The organism is Bradyrhizobium sp. SZCCHNS1050, from assembly GCF_032484785.1.
In the GTDB taxonomy this organism is placed as follows: Bacteria; Pseudomonadota; Alphaproteobacteria; order Rhizobiales; family Xanthobacteraceae; genus Bradyrhizobium.
The window spans coordinates 4,201,322-4,214,702 of record NZ_JAUETR010000001.1 but is presented as its reverse complement, the minus strand read 5'-3'; the positions used below and the strand labels follow the sequence as shown (position 1 = coordinate 4,214,702).

General features: G+C 66.6%; 13 protein-coding genes. 8 read left to right on the top strand and 5 right to left on the bottom strand.

The window, feature by feature from the left end; translation table 11 throughout:
- Positions 1 to 7: 7 nt before the first annotated feature.
- Both hutH and hutI read right to left on the bottom strand, forming a co-directional pair.
- Positions 8 to 1,555: a histidine ammonia-lyase gene (gene hutH / locus QX094_RS19100; protein ID WP_316188088.1), complete on the bottom strand. Its 1,548-nt coding sequence runs from the start codon at positions 1,553 to 1,555 to the stop codon at positions 8 to 10.
- Entirely contained in the window at positions 1,552 to 2,766 is a 1,215-nt protein-coding gene (gene hutI, locus QX094_RS19095) for an imidazolonepropionase (RefSeq protein WP_315714286.1), read from the bottom strand. The genes hutH and hutI overlap by 4 nt, the downstream gene beginning before the upstream one ends.
- 87 nt (positions 2,767 to 2,853) lie before the next feature.
- Between hutI and QX094_RS19090 the strand changes: the two genes are divergently transcribed.
- The 5 genes from QX094_RS19090 (at position 2,854) to QX094_RS19070 (ending at position 7,788) form a co-directional block, all read left to right on the top strand.
- On the top strand, positions 2,854 to 4,212 hold the full coding sequence (locus QX094_RS19090; RefSeq protein WP_315714285.1) for a formimidoylglutamate deiminase: 1,359 nt from the start codon (positions 2,854 to 2,856) through the stop codon (positions 4,210 to 4,212).
- On the top strand, positions 4,209 to 4,946 hold the full coding sequence (gene hutC / locus QX094_RS19085; protein ID WP_315714284.1) for a histidine utilization repressor: 738 nt from the start codon (positions 4,209 to 4,211) through the stop codon (positions 4,944 to 4,946). The genes QX094_RS19090 and hutC overlap by 4 nt, the downstream gene beginning before the upstream one ends.
- 128 nt (positions 4,947 to 5,074) lie before the next feature.
- Entirely contained in the window at positions 5,075 to 6,019 is a 945-nt protein-coding gene (locus QX094_RS19080) for an ABC transporter substrate-binding protein (protein ID WP_315714283.1), read from the top strand.
- Between the two features lie 213 nt (positions 6,020 to 6,232).
- Positions 6,233 to 7,006: an ABC transporter permease gene (locus QX094_RS19075; RefSeq protein WP_315714394.1), complete on the top strand. Its 774-nt coding sequence runs from the start codon at positions 6,233 to 6,235 to the stop codon at positions 7,004 to 7,006.
- Positions 7,003 to 7,788 (top strand): ABC transporter ATP-binding protein, encoded by a 786-nt coding sequence (locus QX094_RS19070; RefSeq protein ID WP_315714281.1) that lies wholly within the window; start codon positions 7,003 to 7,005, stop codon positions 7,786 to 7,788. The genes QX094_RS19075 and QX094_RS19070 overlap by 4 nt, the downstream gene beginning before the upstream one ends.
- A gap of 304 nt (positions 7,789 to 8,092) precedes the next feature.
- Here QX094_RS19070 and QX094_RS19065 read toward each other — a convergent pair whose 3' ends face one another.
- Both QX094_RS19065 and QX094_RS19060 read right to left on the bottom strand, forming a co-directional pair.
- Complete coding sequence (locus QX094_RS19065) at positions 8,093 to 8,380, bottom strand: hypothetical protein (protein ID WP_315714280.1); 288 nt, start codon at positions 8,378 to 8,380, stop codon at positions 8,093 to 8,095.
- A gap of 15 nt (positions 8,381 to 8,395) precedes the next feature.
- Positions 8,396 to 9,157: a DUF899 domain-containing protein gene (locus QX094_RS19060; RefSeq protein ID WP_315714278.1), complete on the bottom strand. Its 762-nt coding sequence runs from the start codon at positions 9,155 to 9,157 to the stop codon at positions 8,396 to 8,398.
- A gap of 87 nt (positions 9,158 to 9,244) precedes the next feature.
- Between QX094_RS19060 and QX094_RS19055 the strand changes: the two genes are divergently transcribed.
- Both QX094_RS19055 and QX094_RS19050 read left to right on the top strand, forming a co-directional pair.
- A complete protein-coding gene (locus QX094_RS19055) occupies positions 9,245 to 10,465 on the top strand; it encodes a helix-turn-helix domain-containing protein (RefSeq protein ID WP_315714276.1) in 1,221 nt (406 codons plus the stop codon).
- 32 nt (positions 10,466 to 10,497) lie between these two features.
- Positions 10,498 to 11,142, top strand: a complete 645-nt coding sequence (locus QX094_RS19050) for a PQQ-binding-like beta-propeller repeat protein (RefSeq protein ID WP_315714274.1) — start codon at positions 10,498 to 10,500, stop codon at positions 11,140 to 11,142.
- 30 nt (positions 11,143 to 11,172) lie between these two features.
- On the opposite strand, the gene QX094_RS19045 is transcribed toward QX094_RS19050, so the two are convergent.
- On the bottom strand, positions 11,173 to 12,306 hold the full coding sequence (locus QX094_RS19045; RefSeq protein ID WP_315714273.1) for a hypothetical protein: 1,134 nt from the start codon (positions 12,304 to 12,306) through the stop codon (positions 11,173 to 11,175).
- A gap of 228 nt (positions 12,307 to 12,534) precedes the next feature.
- Between QX094_RS19045 and QX094_RS19040 the strand changes: the two genes are divergently transcribed.
- A complete protein-coding gene (locus QX094_RS19040; protein WP_315714272.1) occupies positions 12,535 to 13,356 on the top strand; it encodes a sugar phosphate isomerase/epimerase family protein in 822 nt (273 codons plus the stop codon).
- Positions 13,357 to 13,381 lie beyond the last annotated feature (25 nt).

The following is a 13,381-nucleotide window of genomic DNA, read 5'->3' as shown; positions in this document are numbered from 1 at the left end:
GTCCCTCTCATCCAAGCTTGGGAAACGGATCGCGTCCGAGTGCATGCGTTGCAACCGTGGCCAGCACACCGCCACCGACGAGCGCGGCCGCATTGGCGAGATCGTCGGCCATGTAGCGGTCGTGCACCAGCGCCGGCACATGCGCGCGAAGCGCGGCAATGACAGCAGACAGCGCCGCGCTGGTGCCGTGCGGCGCTCGCAGCTCGATGCCTTGGGCGGCGACGAGCAGCTCGATGCCGATGATAGCAGCGAGATTGTCGGCCATGTCGTACAACCGGCGCGCCGCATGTGCAGCCATCGAGACGTGGTCTTCCTGGTTGGCGCTGGTCGGCGTCGAGTCGATCGAGCACGGCAGCGCGCGCTGCTTGTTTTCGGCGAACAGCGCCGCGGCCGTCACCTCGGCGATCATGAAGCCGGAGTTCAGGCCCGGCTCCGGCGTCAGGAACGGCGGCAGGCCGAAGTTCAGCGCGGGATCGACCAGCGTCGCGATGCGCCGCTCGCTGATCGCGCCGAGCTCGGACAATGCCAGCGCGATCTGGTCGGCGGCAAACGCCACCGGCTCGGCGTGAAAATTGCCACCGGAGATGATCTCGCCGGTGTCGGCCAGCACCAGCGGATTGTCGGTGACGGCATTGGCCTCGGTGACCAGCGTGCGCGCGGCCTGTGTCAGCAGATCGAGTGCCGCGCCGGCGACCTGCGGCTGGCATCGCAGGCAATACGGATCCTGCACGCGCTCGTCCCCTTCCAGATGCGACAGCCGGATGGCGCTGCCGTCGAGCAGTTCGGTGAGCACGCGGCCGGCTGCGATCTGGCCGGGATGACCGCGCAGCGCCTGAATTTCGGGCCGGAACGGCGCCGTCGAAGCCATCGCCGCATCGACCGACAGTGCGCCCGTCACCAGGGCAGCGTTGAGCAGATCATGCGCGCGGAACAGACCGGCGAGCGCATAGGCCGTCGAGAACTGCGTGCCGTTGATCAGCGCCAGCCCTTCCTTCGGCCCGAGCGTAACCGGCGTGAGGCCGGCGCGCGCCAGCGCCTCGCGGCCCGGCACGAGCCGGCCGTCGACGAAGGCCTGGCCTTCGCCGATCATGACGGCGGTCATATGCGCGAGCGGCGCGAGATCGCCGGAGGCGCCGACCGAGCCCTGCTGCGGCACAAAGGGCGATACGCCGCGCGCCAGCATCGCCTGCAACTGTTCGATGATCTCACAGCGCACGCCAGAGGCGCCGCGGCCGAGCGAGATGATCTTCAACGCCATCATCAGCCGCACCACCGGCTCAGGCGTCGCGGGGCCGACGCCGCAGCAATGCGAGAGAATGAGATTGCGCTGGAGCTGGGCCATCTGGTCAGGCGGGATGCGCTTGGAAGCCAGCTTTCCGAAGCCGGTGTTGATGCCATAGACCGGCTCGGCGCCCTGCGCCGCCTTCGCCACAATCCCTGCTGCCGCTTCGAAACGCGGCCAATACGCCGGATCCAGCGTGAGCAACGCGCCTGCGTAGACGCGCACGAGATCATCGAGGCTGACGTGGCCGGGCTCTGCGACGATCGTGCTCATTGGCCCCTCCACACGCGCCGGTGCAGCGGGTTGAAGCCCATGCGGTAGACCAACTCCGCGGGACGGCCGATGTCCCAGATCGCAAGATCGCACCACTTGCCGGCCTCCAGCGTGCCGGTCTCGGCCAGCAAGCCCAAGGCCCGGGCGCCTTCGCGCGTGACGCCGGCGATGCATTCATCGACCTTCATCCGGAACAAGGTCGCCGCCATGTTCATGGTCAGCAGCAACGAGGTCAGCGGCGACGAGCCCGGATTGCAGTCGGTCGCCAGCGCGAGCTTTACGCCGTGCTTGCGAAACAGCTCGACCGGCGGCTTCTGCGTCTCGCGGATGAAGTAGAACGCGCCAGGCAGGAGCACCGCCACCGTGCCGCTCCGCGCCATCGCAACAGCACCCGCTTCGTCGGTATGCTCGAGATGATCGGCGGACAGCGCGCCGAACTCGGCCGCGAGCGCGGCGCCGCCGAGGTTCGACAACTGATCGGCATGCAGCTTGACCCGCAGGCCGAGCGCCTTGGCCGCCGCGAACACGCGCGATGTCTGCGCAGCGGAGAAAGCGATATTTTCCATGAACGCGTCGACCGCATCGGCGAGGCCTGACCTGGCAACCGCCGGCAGCATCTCGTTGCAGACGAGGTCGATGTAGCGGTCCTTGTCGCCACCGGCTTCGACCGGCAACGCATGCGCGCCGAGAAAGCTGGTGCGCACGCTGACCGGCCGCTGGCTGCCGAGCGCGCGGGCTGCGGACAATTGTCGCAGCTCTGTCGCGGCCTCCAGGCCATAGCCGGATTTGATCTCGATCGTCGTGACGCCTTCGGCGAGTAGCGCATCGAGCCGCGGCAGCGCGCGGGCGATCAATTCCTGTTCGCTGGCGGCGCGCGTCGCCGCGACGGTGGACACGATGCCACCGCCGGCACGCGCGATCTCCTCATAGCTCGCGCCGGCGAGCCGCAGCTCGAACTCGTGCGCACGGTCGCCTCCAAAGACAAGATGGGTGTGGCAGTCGACGAGACCCGGCGTGATCCAGCGTCCCTCGCAATCGATGCGCTCGGGCGCATCTCCATCTGCCGGAAACTCCGATTGCGGACCGGCAAAGGCGATGCGGCCATCGCGCGCAGCGATCACGCCCTGCTCGATCACGCCGAGGCCCGGCTGCCCCTCGCACAAGGTCGCGAGCCGCGCATTCTGCCAGATCCGGTCGAAACGCTGGGCCATGCTGCCTCCCCCTTCACGAAAGCTTGACGGGCGATATGTCTATACATAAACTTAGCTCCGCCGTCCTGTCCAGCGGGCTTATCGATCATGGCGTCACTGCACTTCGCATCCGCGCTTCTGCCCAGGGGGTGGGCCGAGGACGTGCAGGTCGTCATCAGCAATGGCGCAATCGAGTCGGTATCCGCCGGCGTGCCTCCGACCTCCGACGACGAGCAACATGAGGTCGCGATCCCCGGCATCGCCAGCCTGCACAGCCACGCGTTCCAGCGCGGCATGGCCGGGCTTGCCGAGATCAGCGGCCACTCGACGGATACGTTCTGGACCTGGCGCGAGACGATGTACCGTTTCGCCCTGTCGATGCGCCCCGAGGATGTCGAGGCGGTCGCGGTCCTGCTCTATGTCGAGATGCTGGAGCGCGGCTTCACGCGGGTCGGTGAATTCCATTATCTGCACCACGATCGCGACGGTACGCCTTACGCCGATGTCTCCGAGATGGCGGGGCGCATCGCCGCGGCGGCCCAGACATCCGGCATCGGCCTGACCCTGCTACCGAGCTTCTACGCGCATGGCGGCTTTGGCGGCGCGGCGCCGCATGACGGCCAGCGGCGCTTCATCTGCGATATCGATCAGTTCGCCAAACTGCTGACGGCCTCCCGCAAGGCGATCAGCTCGCTTCATGGCGCCAATCTCGGCATCGCGCCACACAGCCTGCGGGCGGTCGCGCCGGATGAACTGGCCGCGCTGCTGCCGCTCGCCGAGGGTGGCCCGATCCACATTCACGCCGCCGAACAGGTGAAGGAGGTCGAGGACTGCCTCGCCTGGTCCGGCCAGCGCCCGGTGCAATGGCTGCTCGATCACCACGACGTCGATGACCGCTGGTGCCTGATCCACGCGACGCATATGACGGCGGACGAAACCGCGGCGCTTGCGAGGAGCGGCGCGACGGCCGGCCTTTGTCCGGTCACCGAAGCCAGCCTCGGCGACGGCATCTTCCCGGCGCGCGACTATCTGCGCGCGCGTGGGCGCATCGGCGTCGGGACCGACTCGAACGTGCTGGTCGGCGTGAGCGACGAGTTGCGCCAGCTCGAATACGGCCAGCGGCTGACGCATCGTGAGCGCAACGTGCTGACGTCAGGTCCGGATGCGTCGACAGGCCGCACGCTCTTGGATGCCGCTCTTGCTGGCGGCGCACAGGCGCTGGCGCAACCGCTCGCCGGCCTGCAGGTCGGCGGCCGCGCCGACATCCTCACGCTCGATCTGTCGCATCCGTCGCTCGCAGGGCGAACGCGCGATGCGCTGCTCGACGGCTGGATCTTCGCGACGTCGCACGGCGCCATCGATTGTGTCTGGGCCGGCGGCGCCAAGGTCGTGCAGGGAGGCCATCATCGGTCGCGCGAGGCGGCAAGGCGCGGCTTTAACACGGCGGTGCGGAGGCTGCTCGCATGAGCCTCGCCGATGACAGCGCCAAGCCGGGAGCCGGCACGCTCTACAAGACGATCCGGCAGGACATCGAGCGCCGCATCCTCACCGGCGAATGGCCGCCCGGCCACCGCATCCCGTTCGAGCACGAGATCATGGAGCATTACGGCTGCTCACGCATGACCGTGAACAAGGCACTATCGGAGCTCGCCCAGGCCGACCTGATCGAGCGGCGTCGCCGTGCCGGAACGTTCGTGCGGCGTCCGCAGTTCCTGTCGGCGGTGCTGAAGATCCCGGACATCCGCGCCGAGATCAGCGCGCTCGGCCGCGCCTATGGCTATGAACTGATCTCATCGACGCGCCGCACCGCCAACGCCGCCGATCGTGAGCGCCTCGGCGTCAAGACACCGTGCAAGGTCATCGCGATCCGCTGCCGGCACAGCGCCGACAACGTCCCGTTCGCGATCGAGGACCGGCTGATCGATCTCGACGCCGTACCCGATGCCGCGAAGGCCAATTTCAAGATCGATCCACCGGGCTCCTGGCTGCTGCATCACGTGCCCTGGACCGAGGCGGAGCACGCGATCAGCGCCATCGTCGCCGACGACGCAATCGCCGAAGGCCTCGACATCGCGGTCGGCGCACCCTGCCTCGTGATCGAGCGCCACACCTGGCGCAAGGGGCAGCCGCTCACGGCTGTCAGGCTGATCTATCCCGGCGAGCAGCATCGCCTCGTGGCGCGGTTCAGGGGCAGCGAATGAGACAGCTCACCCGCGCCCGAACTGAGCATGGGATTTGCAAGCACGCTTGCAGAGATGAGCGGAGATCGCAGCCATCACGGCTGCGAGCCGCACGAAGGGCTTTCTTCTCACAGCAAAGGACGATGACGATGCGCAGATTTGGGCTACTCGCAGTAACTGCCGCGCTCCTGGCCTCGACGACCGCCTATGCCGACGACGTCAAGGTCGGTATCGGCATTTCCGGCTGGACCGGTTTTGCGCCGCTGACCTTGGCGAAGGAAGCCGGCATCTTCAAGAAGAACGGCCTCGACGTCACCATCAAGAAGATCCCGCAGAAGGATCGCCACCTCGCCATCGCCGCTGGAGACGTGCAGTGCGCGGCGACCACGGTCGAGACCTGGATCTCCTGGAACGCCAACGGCGTCGCCACCAAGCAGATCTTCCAGCTCGACAAGAGCTACGGCGCCGACGGCATGGCCGTGCGCAACGACATCGCCTCCATCAAGGACCTCAAGGGCAAGACCGTCGCAGCATCCGCGCCCGGCACCTCGCCCTATTTCGGGCTGGCCTGGATGCTCAAGAAGAACGGCCTCACGGTGAAGGACGTCACCATCGTGAACCTGGAGCCGGCCGCCGCTGCGCAGGCCTTCGTCTCCGGCCAGAACGATGCGGCGATGACCTACGAGCCGTATCTGTCGACCGTCCGAGCTGCCCCTGACAAGGGCAAGATCATCGCCACCACCCTGGATTATCCGATGGTGATGGACACCTTCGGCTGCACACCGAAGTTCCTGTCCGAGAATCCGAAGGCCGCCAAGGCGCTCGCCGACAGCTATTTCGAGGCGTTGGACATGATCGCCAAGGACCAGGCCAAGGCCTATGAGATCATGGGTGCCGACGTGAAGCAGACGGCTGAGCAGTTCGGCAACTCCGCGAAGTATCTGCGCTGGCAGGACAAGGCCGCGAGCCAGAAGTTCTTTGAAACGGAGTTCAAGACCTTCAACAAGGACGCGGCCGAGCTCCTGCTCGAGGTCGGCATCATCAAGCAGATCCCGAAGATCGAGGATCTGTATGATGCGAGCTTCATCAAGTAGGCGCTGAAGCGTGCCCCGCACGATCCGTCATTGCGAGCGAAGCGAAGCAATCCAGGGCCCAGCGTGAGACTCTGGATTGCTTCGTCGCTTCGCTCCTCGCAATGACGGTGTTGAGGCATCCTGCCCGATATTGAGCAGCGTATTCCGAAGCCAACTCAACATGAGCGGCCCACCCCCTCGCGAGCCGCACCCAACACGAAAGCCCGATCCGTGATCCGACCTCTCGAACCCGTCAGCGCCAGATCGAGAACCGCGCTCGGCCTTGCCTTCTTCGTCGTGTTCGTCGCGGCGTGGTCGCTGGCGACGGTTGGCGGCTATGTGCCGAAGACGTTCCTGGCAGATCCCTTGACCATGCTGCGCGAGGGCTGGGACCTGCTGGTCAAGTTCGGCTTCCTCACCGACATCGGCATGACCGTCTGGCGCGTCGTCGGCGGTTTCGTGCTCGCGGCCATCATCGCCGTTCCGCTCGGCCTCCTGATGGGTGCCTACAAGCCGATCGAGGCGTTCCTCGAGCCGTTCGTCTCGTTCGCGCGTTATCTGCCCGCCTCCGCTTTCATCCCGCTCCTGATCCTGTGGGCCGGCATCGGCGAGTTGCAGAAGCTGCTGATCATCTTCATCGGCTCGGTGTTCCAGATCATCCTGATGATCACCGTCACCGTCGGCAACACACGGCGCGACCTCGTCGAAGCCGCCTACACGCTCGGCGCCGGCGATCGCGGCATCATCGCGCGCGTGCTGCTGCCGTCGGCTGCGCCTGAGATTGCCGAGATCCTGCGGCTCGTGCTCGGCTGGGCCTGGACCTATGTCATCGTCGCCGAACTGATCGGCTCGTCCTCCGGCATCGGCCACATGATCACCGACAGCCAGGCGCTGCTCAACACCGGACAGATCATCTTCGGCATCATCATCATCGGCCTGATCGGGCTGATCTCGGATTTCCTGTTCAAGGCATTCAACGCCTGGCTGTTCCCGTGGAAGCTCGCATGACCACGCTCGTCATCGACAAGGTCTCACGCACGTTCCCGGCCCGCCAGGGCCACGCGCCGACGCGCGCGCTGGAGCCGGTCGCGCTCACCATCGGCAACAACGATTTCGTCACCATCCTCGGCCCCTCCGGCTGCGGCAAGTCGACCCTGCTGCGCATCGTCGCCGGGCTCGATCATCCGACGAGCGGCAAGGTGCTGCTCGACGGCCGCGAGGTGACCGGACCCGGCGCTGACCGCGGCATGGTGTTCCAGTCCTACACGCTGTTTCCCTGGCTCACCGTGCGTGAGAACATCGCCTTCGGCCTGCGCGAGCGCGGCGTGCCTGAGGACAAGCGCAACGCCGTCGCCGACCGCTTCATCCAGCAGATCGGCCTGAAGGGTTTCGAGAACCATTGGCCCAAGCAGCTCTCCGGCGGCATGCAGCAGCGCTGCGCGATCGCGCGGGCGCTCGCCAATGATCCCAAAATCCTGCTGCTCGACGAGCCGTTCGGCGCGCTCGACAACCAGACCCGCGTGCTGATGCAGGAGATGCTGCTCGGCATCTGGGAGCGCGACCAGAAGACGGTGCTGTTCGTCACCCACGATATCGAGGAGGCGATCTTCCTTGGCAGCCGCGTGCTGGTGATGAGCGCCCGCCCGGGCCGCATCAAGGCCGACATCAAGATCGAGCTGCCGCATCCCCGCTCCTACAAGATCAAGACCTCGCCGGAGTTCGTCGCGCTCAAGGAGCGGCTGGTCGAGGAGATCCGCGCCGAGGCGCTGAAGGTCGCGGCGGAGGCGTGAGCTCTCTTCGTCGGCTATGCGTTGGTTCGGCTGAACGCTCTCAATTTTCGGTGATGGATGCAGAGACATGCCCCTCACCCGAGTGAGATTGTCGCGCTGTCCTACATGCCCTCTCCCACAAGGGGAGAAGGCGCAGTAACGGGCACCGTACTGACTTGAAATCGCGAGCTGTATCCTTCCAAAATCGCCACGGCAAGACTGCGCGGTACAGTGCCCTCGCCCCTTGTGGGAGAGGGCATCGCCGGCCCCTCTGCAGGCCCGCTCGGGTGAGGGGTCTCTCTCCGCGAGCAAAGCTGCTCGACAATTAACTCCTAGGCTGCCGCACGCGAACGTCGTCGGACCGCGCACCCGTGATGCCCCGCCCCATGCGCCTCAACCACGGCACCAGATGAAACGCGCTCATCAGGAGGTACATCACGGTCATGTCGCCGAGCGGTGCGCCCGCCGGCATGGCCGAGCAGATCACGTCTGAACGGCCGTCACGGGCCATGGCGTTCAGCACCGCCATCAGCGCGAAGGTCGGCGCCGCCGCGTAGCGGAGACCAGTGGCGATGCCGGGCATCGCGCGCATCCTGATCGGGAAGAACGCCATGGCTCCGCTCCGTCGTCAGCGCTTGCCGTATTCGTCGCGGCGGCGCCACCAGACGCCCTGCTCGTTGCGTCCCTTGGGCGCACGGTCGAGCCATTGATAGGCACCCCACAGGCCGTCGAGGCCGCGGGCATAGCTCGAATAGGTGTGATAGACGTCCCCATCCTCGAGGACGAAGGCGCTCATGCCCGGACGATCGCGCATGAACGTGGCGCCGTCGGTCCCGGCGCCCGCGGCAATCTCCGCCACCATCGCCGGCACGTCCGATGTCCCGAGCGGAGGACTGGTGCGATAATTGTACTCGCTGCCGCCCTGGCGCTGCTGCTCCTCGGTGATCGCGACGTTGAAGTCGAAATTGAAGTCGCTGCTCGCCGATGACGCCCATGGGAAGGACCATCCCATCCGCGCCTTGTAGGCCTTCAGCTTCGCCAGCGGCGCGCGTGACACCGCCCACAGCATCACGTCGTGATTGGCGAGATGGACCTGGAAGCCGTTGAAGCCGTCGGCAATCATCGAGCAGGATGGGCAGCCGGCCTGGAAGTCGGGGCCGAACATGAAGTGATAGACGAGCAGCTGCGAGCGGCCCTTGAACAGGTCGGGCAGCGTCGCCGGCCCGTCTTCGGTGTCAAAGCGATAGGCCTTGTCGACGCGCACCCATGGCATGGCCTGACGGCGCTCCGCCAGCTCGTCGCTGCGGCGAGTGAGTTCCTTCTCGGCTTGCAGCAGGTCGAGCCGGGCCTTCAACCAATCTTCGCGCGTTCCGGTGATATGCATGGTCATGGTCGTCATCCTTTTTGCGTGTTGACCGCAGCTCAGACTAGGATCGGCAGGAGAGCGACCGGGAGTGACAAGTATGGCGGGATTTGCATGGACTCGCTGATCTCGGCGGCGGCGCAGGCGCTCGCCGCCGGCGACCCGCTCGGCGCATTGAACCGCGTCGCATTGCGCGATGATCCGCCGGCGCTGGCGTTGCGCGGTATTGCGATGGCGCGGCTTGGCGATTTCGGGCGTGCGAAGGCGCTGCTGCGGCAGGCCGCGCGAAGCTTTGGGCCCAGGGCCGTGCTGGCCCGCGCCCGCTGCGCCGTCGCAGAGGCCGAGATCGCGCTCGCGGCGCGCGATCTCGGCTGGCCGACGAAGTCGCTCGCGGCGGCGCGTGAAACGCTGGAGCAGCACGGCGACCGCGCCAATGCCGCCTATGCGCGCAGCCTCGAGATCCGCCGCATGGTCCTGGTCGGGCAGCTCGATGACGCCGAGCGAGGCCTCGCCGAGCTCGATCCCTCGCCGCTGCTGCCGGCGGCCCGCACGATCTACGAGCTGATCGTAGCCGGCCTGGCCTTGCGCCGGCTGCAAACAAAGACCGCGCGATCGGCGCTCGAACGCGCGACGCGGTCGGCGCGGCAGGCCCGCATCCCGGAGCTTCAGGCGGAGATCGAGCGGGCCTCGTCGGCTCTGTCGGCACCGGCGGCGCGGATGATCCTGCGCGGCGAGCAGCGACTGCTACAGCTCGACGATGTCGAGGCGCTGTTCCGGTCGGACCGGCTGATCGTCGATGCCTGCCGATTGGCGGTACGTCAGGGGAGCCGGATCGTGCCGCTGGCGCGGCGGCCGGTGCTGTTTGCACTCGCCCGGCGGCTGGCCGAGGGGGTCCCCGATGGTGTGCCGCGGGCCGCGCTGATCGCGCACGCATTCCACGGCAAGGAAGCCGACGAGTCGCACCGCGCCCGCCTGCGCGTCGAGATCGGACGGTTGCGCCAGCTGCTCCATGGCTTGGCCGAGATCAATGCCACGCGAGACGGCTTTGCCCTGGTGCCGCGTCGCGATCACGACGTCGTCGTACTGGCACAGCCGGTCGAGGACGAGAATGCCACGGTGCTTGCTTGCCTCGCCGACGGTGAGGCATGGTCGAGCTCCGCCCTTGCGCTGGCGCTGGGCGCGAGCCAGCGGACGGTGCAGCGTGCCCTCGATGAGCTCGCATCATCGAGCAAGGTGCAGTCGTTCGGCCGCGGCCGCGCGCAACGCTGGACCTGCCCGGTCGTGCCGGAATTCGCGACTGCGTTGTTACTCCCGGCGTGGTCGTCGCTCGACTAGCGTGGGTCCATCGGAAGCAGAGGATGGCAGGCATGACACGAGCAGCCGCAGAGATCATTCACGAGTACGGCCCCTTCGACGACGCCGGGCGCGTCAACGGCGTCAGCTATGACGGCCGGCAGGTGTGGATCGCGACCGGCAGCAGCATCAAGGCGTTCGATCCGGCCGACGGCACGGTGCGGAAGTCGCTCGATCTCCCCTCTCACGCCGGCACGGCGTTCGACGGCCGGCACCTCTATCAGATCGCGGAAGATCGCATTCACAAGGTCGATCCCGAGAATGGCCGCGTGCTCGCGACGATCCCGGCGCCCTCGGGCGGCGGCGACTCCGGGCTCGCCTGGGCCGAGGGGTCGCTCTGGGTCGGCGCCTATCGCGATCGCAAGATCCACCAGATCGACCCTGCGACCGGAGAGATCCTGCGCAGCATCCCGTGCACGCGCTTCGTCACCGGCGTCACCTGGGTCGATGGCGAGCTCTGGCACGGCACCTGGGAAGACGACGTCAGCGACATCAGGCGCATCGATCCCGAGACCGGCGAGGTGCTCGACCAGCTCGACATGCCCGCCGGCACCGGCGTCTCCGGCATGGAATCCGACGGAGGCGAGACGCTGTATTGCGGCGGCGGCGACAGCGGCAAGGTGCGCGCGATCAGGCGCCCCAAGCGGGTGCGCGGGTGAGCCGCTGACGGCTCCGCGAATGGAAGTGGCCTACTTGCCGATCGACGTGTAGGCCGCCTTGCGGAAATTGGCGTTGGCTTCCTCGCGCGTCTGCAGCTGCTGGCCACCGCCGCCACCGACCGGCTTGGTGGGCGTGACGACCGAAAACAGCACGAAGCCGCCGGTCTTGCGCGGGAAGATGAAGTACTCGGCGATATCCGACTTCTCGCTGTCCTCGCAGGAGGACATGCCGCGGAACACGACGGCGCTGTCGACCAGCTCGCTGTTGCGCGCCGAGATGAACTTGCCCTTGCAGTCGCGCGCATCGTTGCCGATGATCGTGGCTGCGACTTCCAGGCCGTCGACATTGCGCTGCGGCGGCACGATGCGAACGAAGCCGGTGGCGTTGTCCGCCTTCCAGGCGACCCCGCCCGAAGTCAGCCACACCGGCCGCTCGCCTCCGCCCAGAATGGCCGGATGCGACAGCGAGGCCTTGAGGATGAAGTTGGAGGCGATCTGCATCGCTTCCAATTGCAGCTCGGGAGAGTCCTCCGACATCCGCTGTGGCGGCGCGCTGGCCGTCGGCGCAGCCGCGGCCTGCGGCGCCGCCGGACGCTGCACTGACGCCGCCGCCGGCTGAGCGTTGAAATTGGTCGCGGCGGCCAGCCCGCCGGCGTTGATCACGCGCACACAATTGGCAAGCGTGGGCATCAGCACGGCCGTGCCGTTCAGATTGAACTGGAACAGGTTGCCCTGCGCGAAGGCCGACATCGTCCGCGCGGCGCGGAACGCCTTGATCAGGGTGGAGTCGTTCGGCATTGGCACGGCGACCATGTTGGCCGTCCAGACCGCGCCTTCGACATTGTACGACGCCTTTCCGTCAAAGCTCAGAACGATCGGAAACTTTTGCCCGGGGGATAGCGCCCAGCCCGGATGGATGAAGGCGAGAGCCCAACCATATGTCGGCGTTGCAAGCACACCGAACGTGATGCCGCTCTGGTAGCTCGCGCTCGCGATGCAGCTCGTGAACCGTCCGGTCTTGTCGTCGGTGTAGGCACCGCCTGACCATCCGGCGACGGAGATGGAGCCGTAAGGCCCCTTTGCATGCGCAGGCTCAATCAACGCGCCTATCGTCAGCGCCACGAGCGAAAGAACCATTCCAAGGATTGCACGCCGTACCGTCATCCCAATTCCCCGTTTTCGCCGCATTGTTGCAATTCCCGCGGCTACGTCAAGTAGCAGCAGCCGGCACGCGACTACCCCAGAGATTGATCCGCTGACCGCCTTCATGCCCGCGAGGACACAACATGTCGCGGTCGTCCTCCACAGCCCTTCATGGGCGCGTCATCGAACTCCGCTAGCGCTTGCCGGGCCCCACGCAGGCAAGGGCTTCCTCGAAAGGGTTTCCTCGACATGACCACCACGCTGCCGGTGCTCGGCGCCGCCCTCTCCGTCAAGTCCATTCCCGCGCATTGCGACTGGCTGCTCGAACATCAACGCGATCTGGAGATCCAGGACTTCTTCCGCGCGGACCTTCTCGACAGCGACTGGCGCAGCACCGCCAAGGAAATCAAGTCGATGCTGTCGGGCCACACCGGCCGGCTCGGCATCCACGGTCCGTTCTGGGGCTTCAAGATCGACAGCCACGATCCGATGATCCGCCGCGCCGTCACCAAGCGCCTGCTGCAGGGGCTCGAGGTCGCCGAGTTTCTCGGCGCCACGCAGATGGTGATCCACTCGCCCTACACGACGTGGGACGCCAACAACATCGACATGCTGCCGGACAATCGCGAGGCGCTGATCGAGCGTGTCAGGGCGACCTTGACCGACGTCATTGCCTCTGCCGAGCAGGCCAACTGCGAGATCGTGATCGAGAACATCGAGGACAAGGATCCGCAGGACCGCGTCACCCTGGCCAAGGCGCTGGGCAGCAGCAAGGTGCGGGTCTCGCTCGATACCGGCCATGCCAACTACGCGCACCATTCGACCGGCGCGCCACCCGTCGACTACTACGTTGATGCTGCCGGCAACATGCTGACCCATGTCCATCTGCAGGACACCGATGGCTACGCCGACCGTCACTGGGCGCCGGGCGAAGGCAACATCCGCTGGGTCGCCGTGTTCCGCGCACTGGCGAAGCTCAATTCCAATCCGCGCCTGATCCTCGAACTGCGCAACCATGATCACGTCAAGGCCGGCGCCGCGTATCTCGCCTCGCTCGGCCTCGCCCGATAGGCCAACGCGTCCGCGCGACCCGATC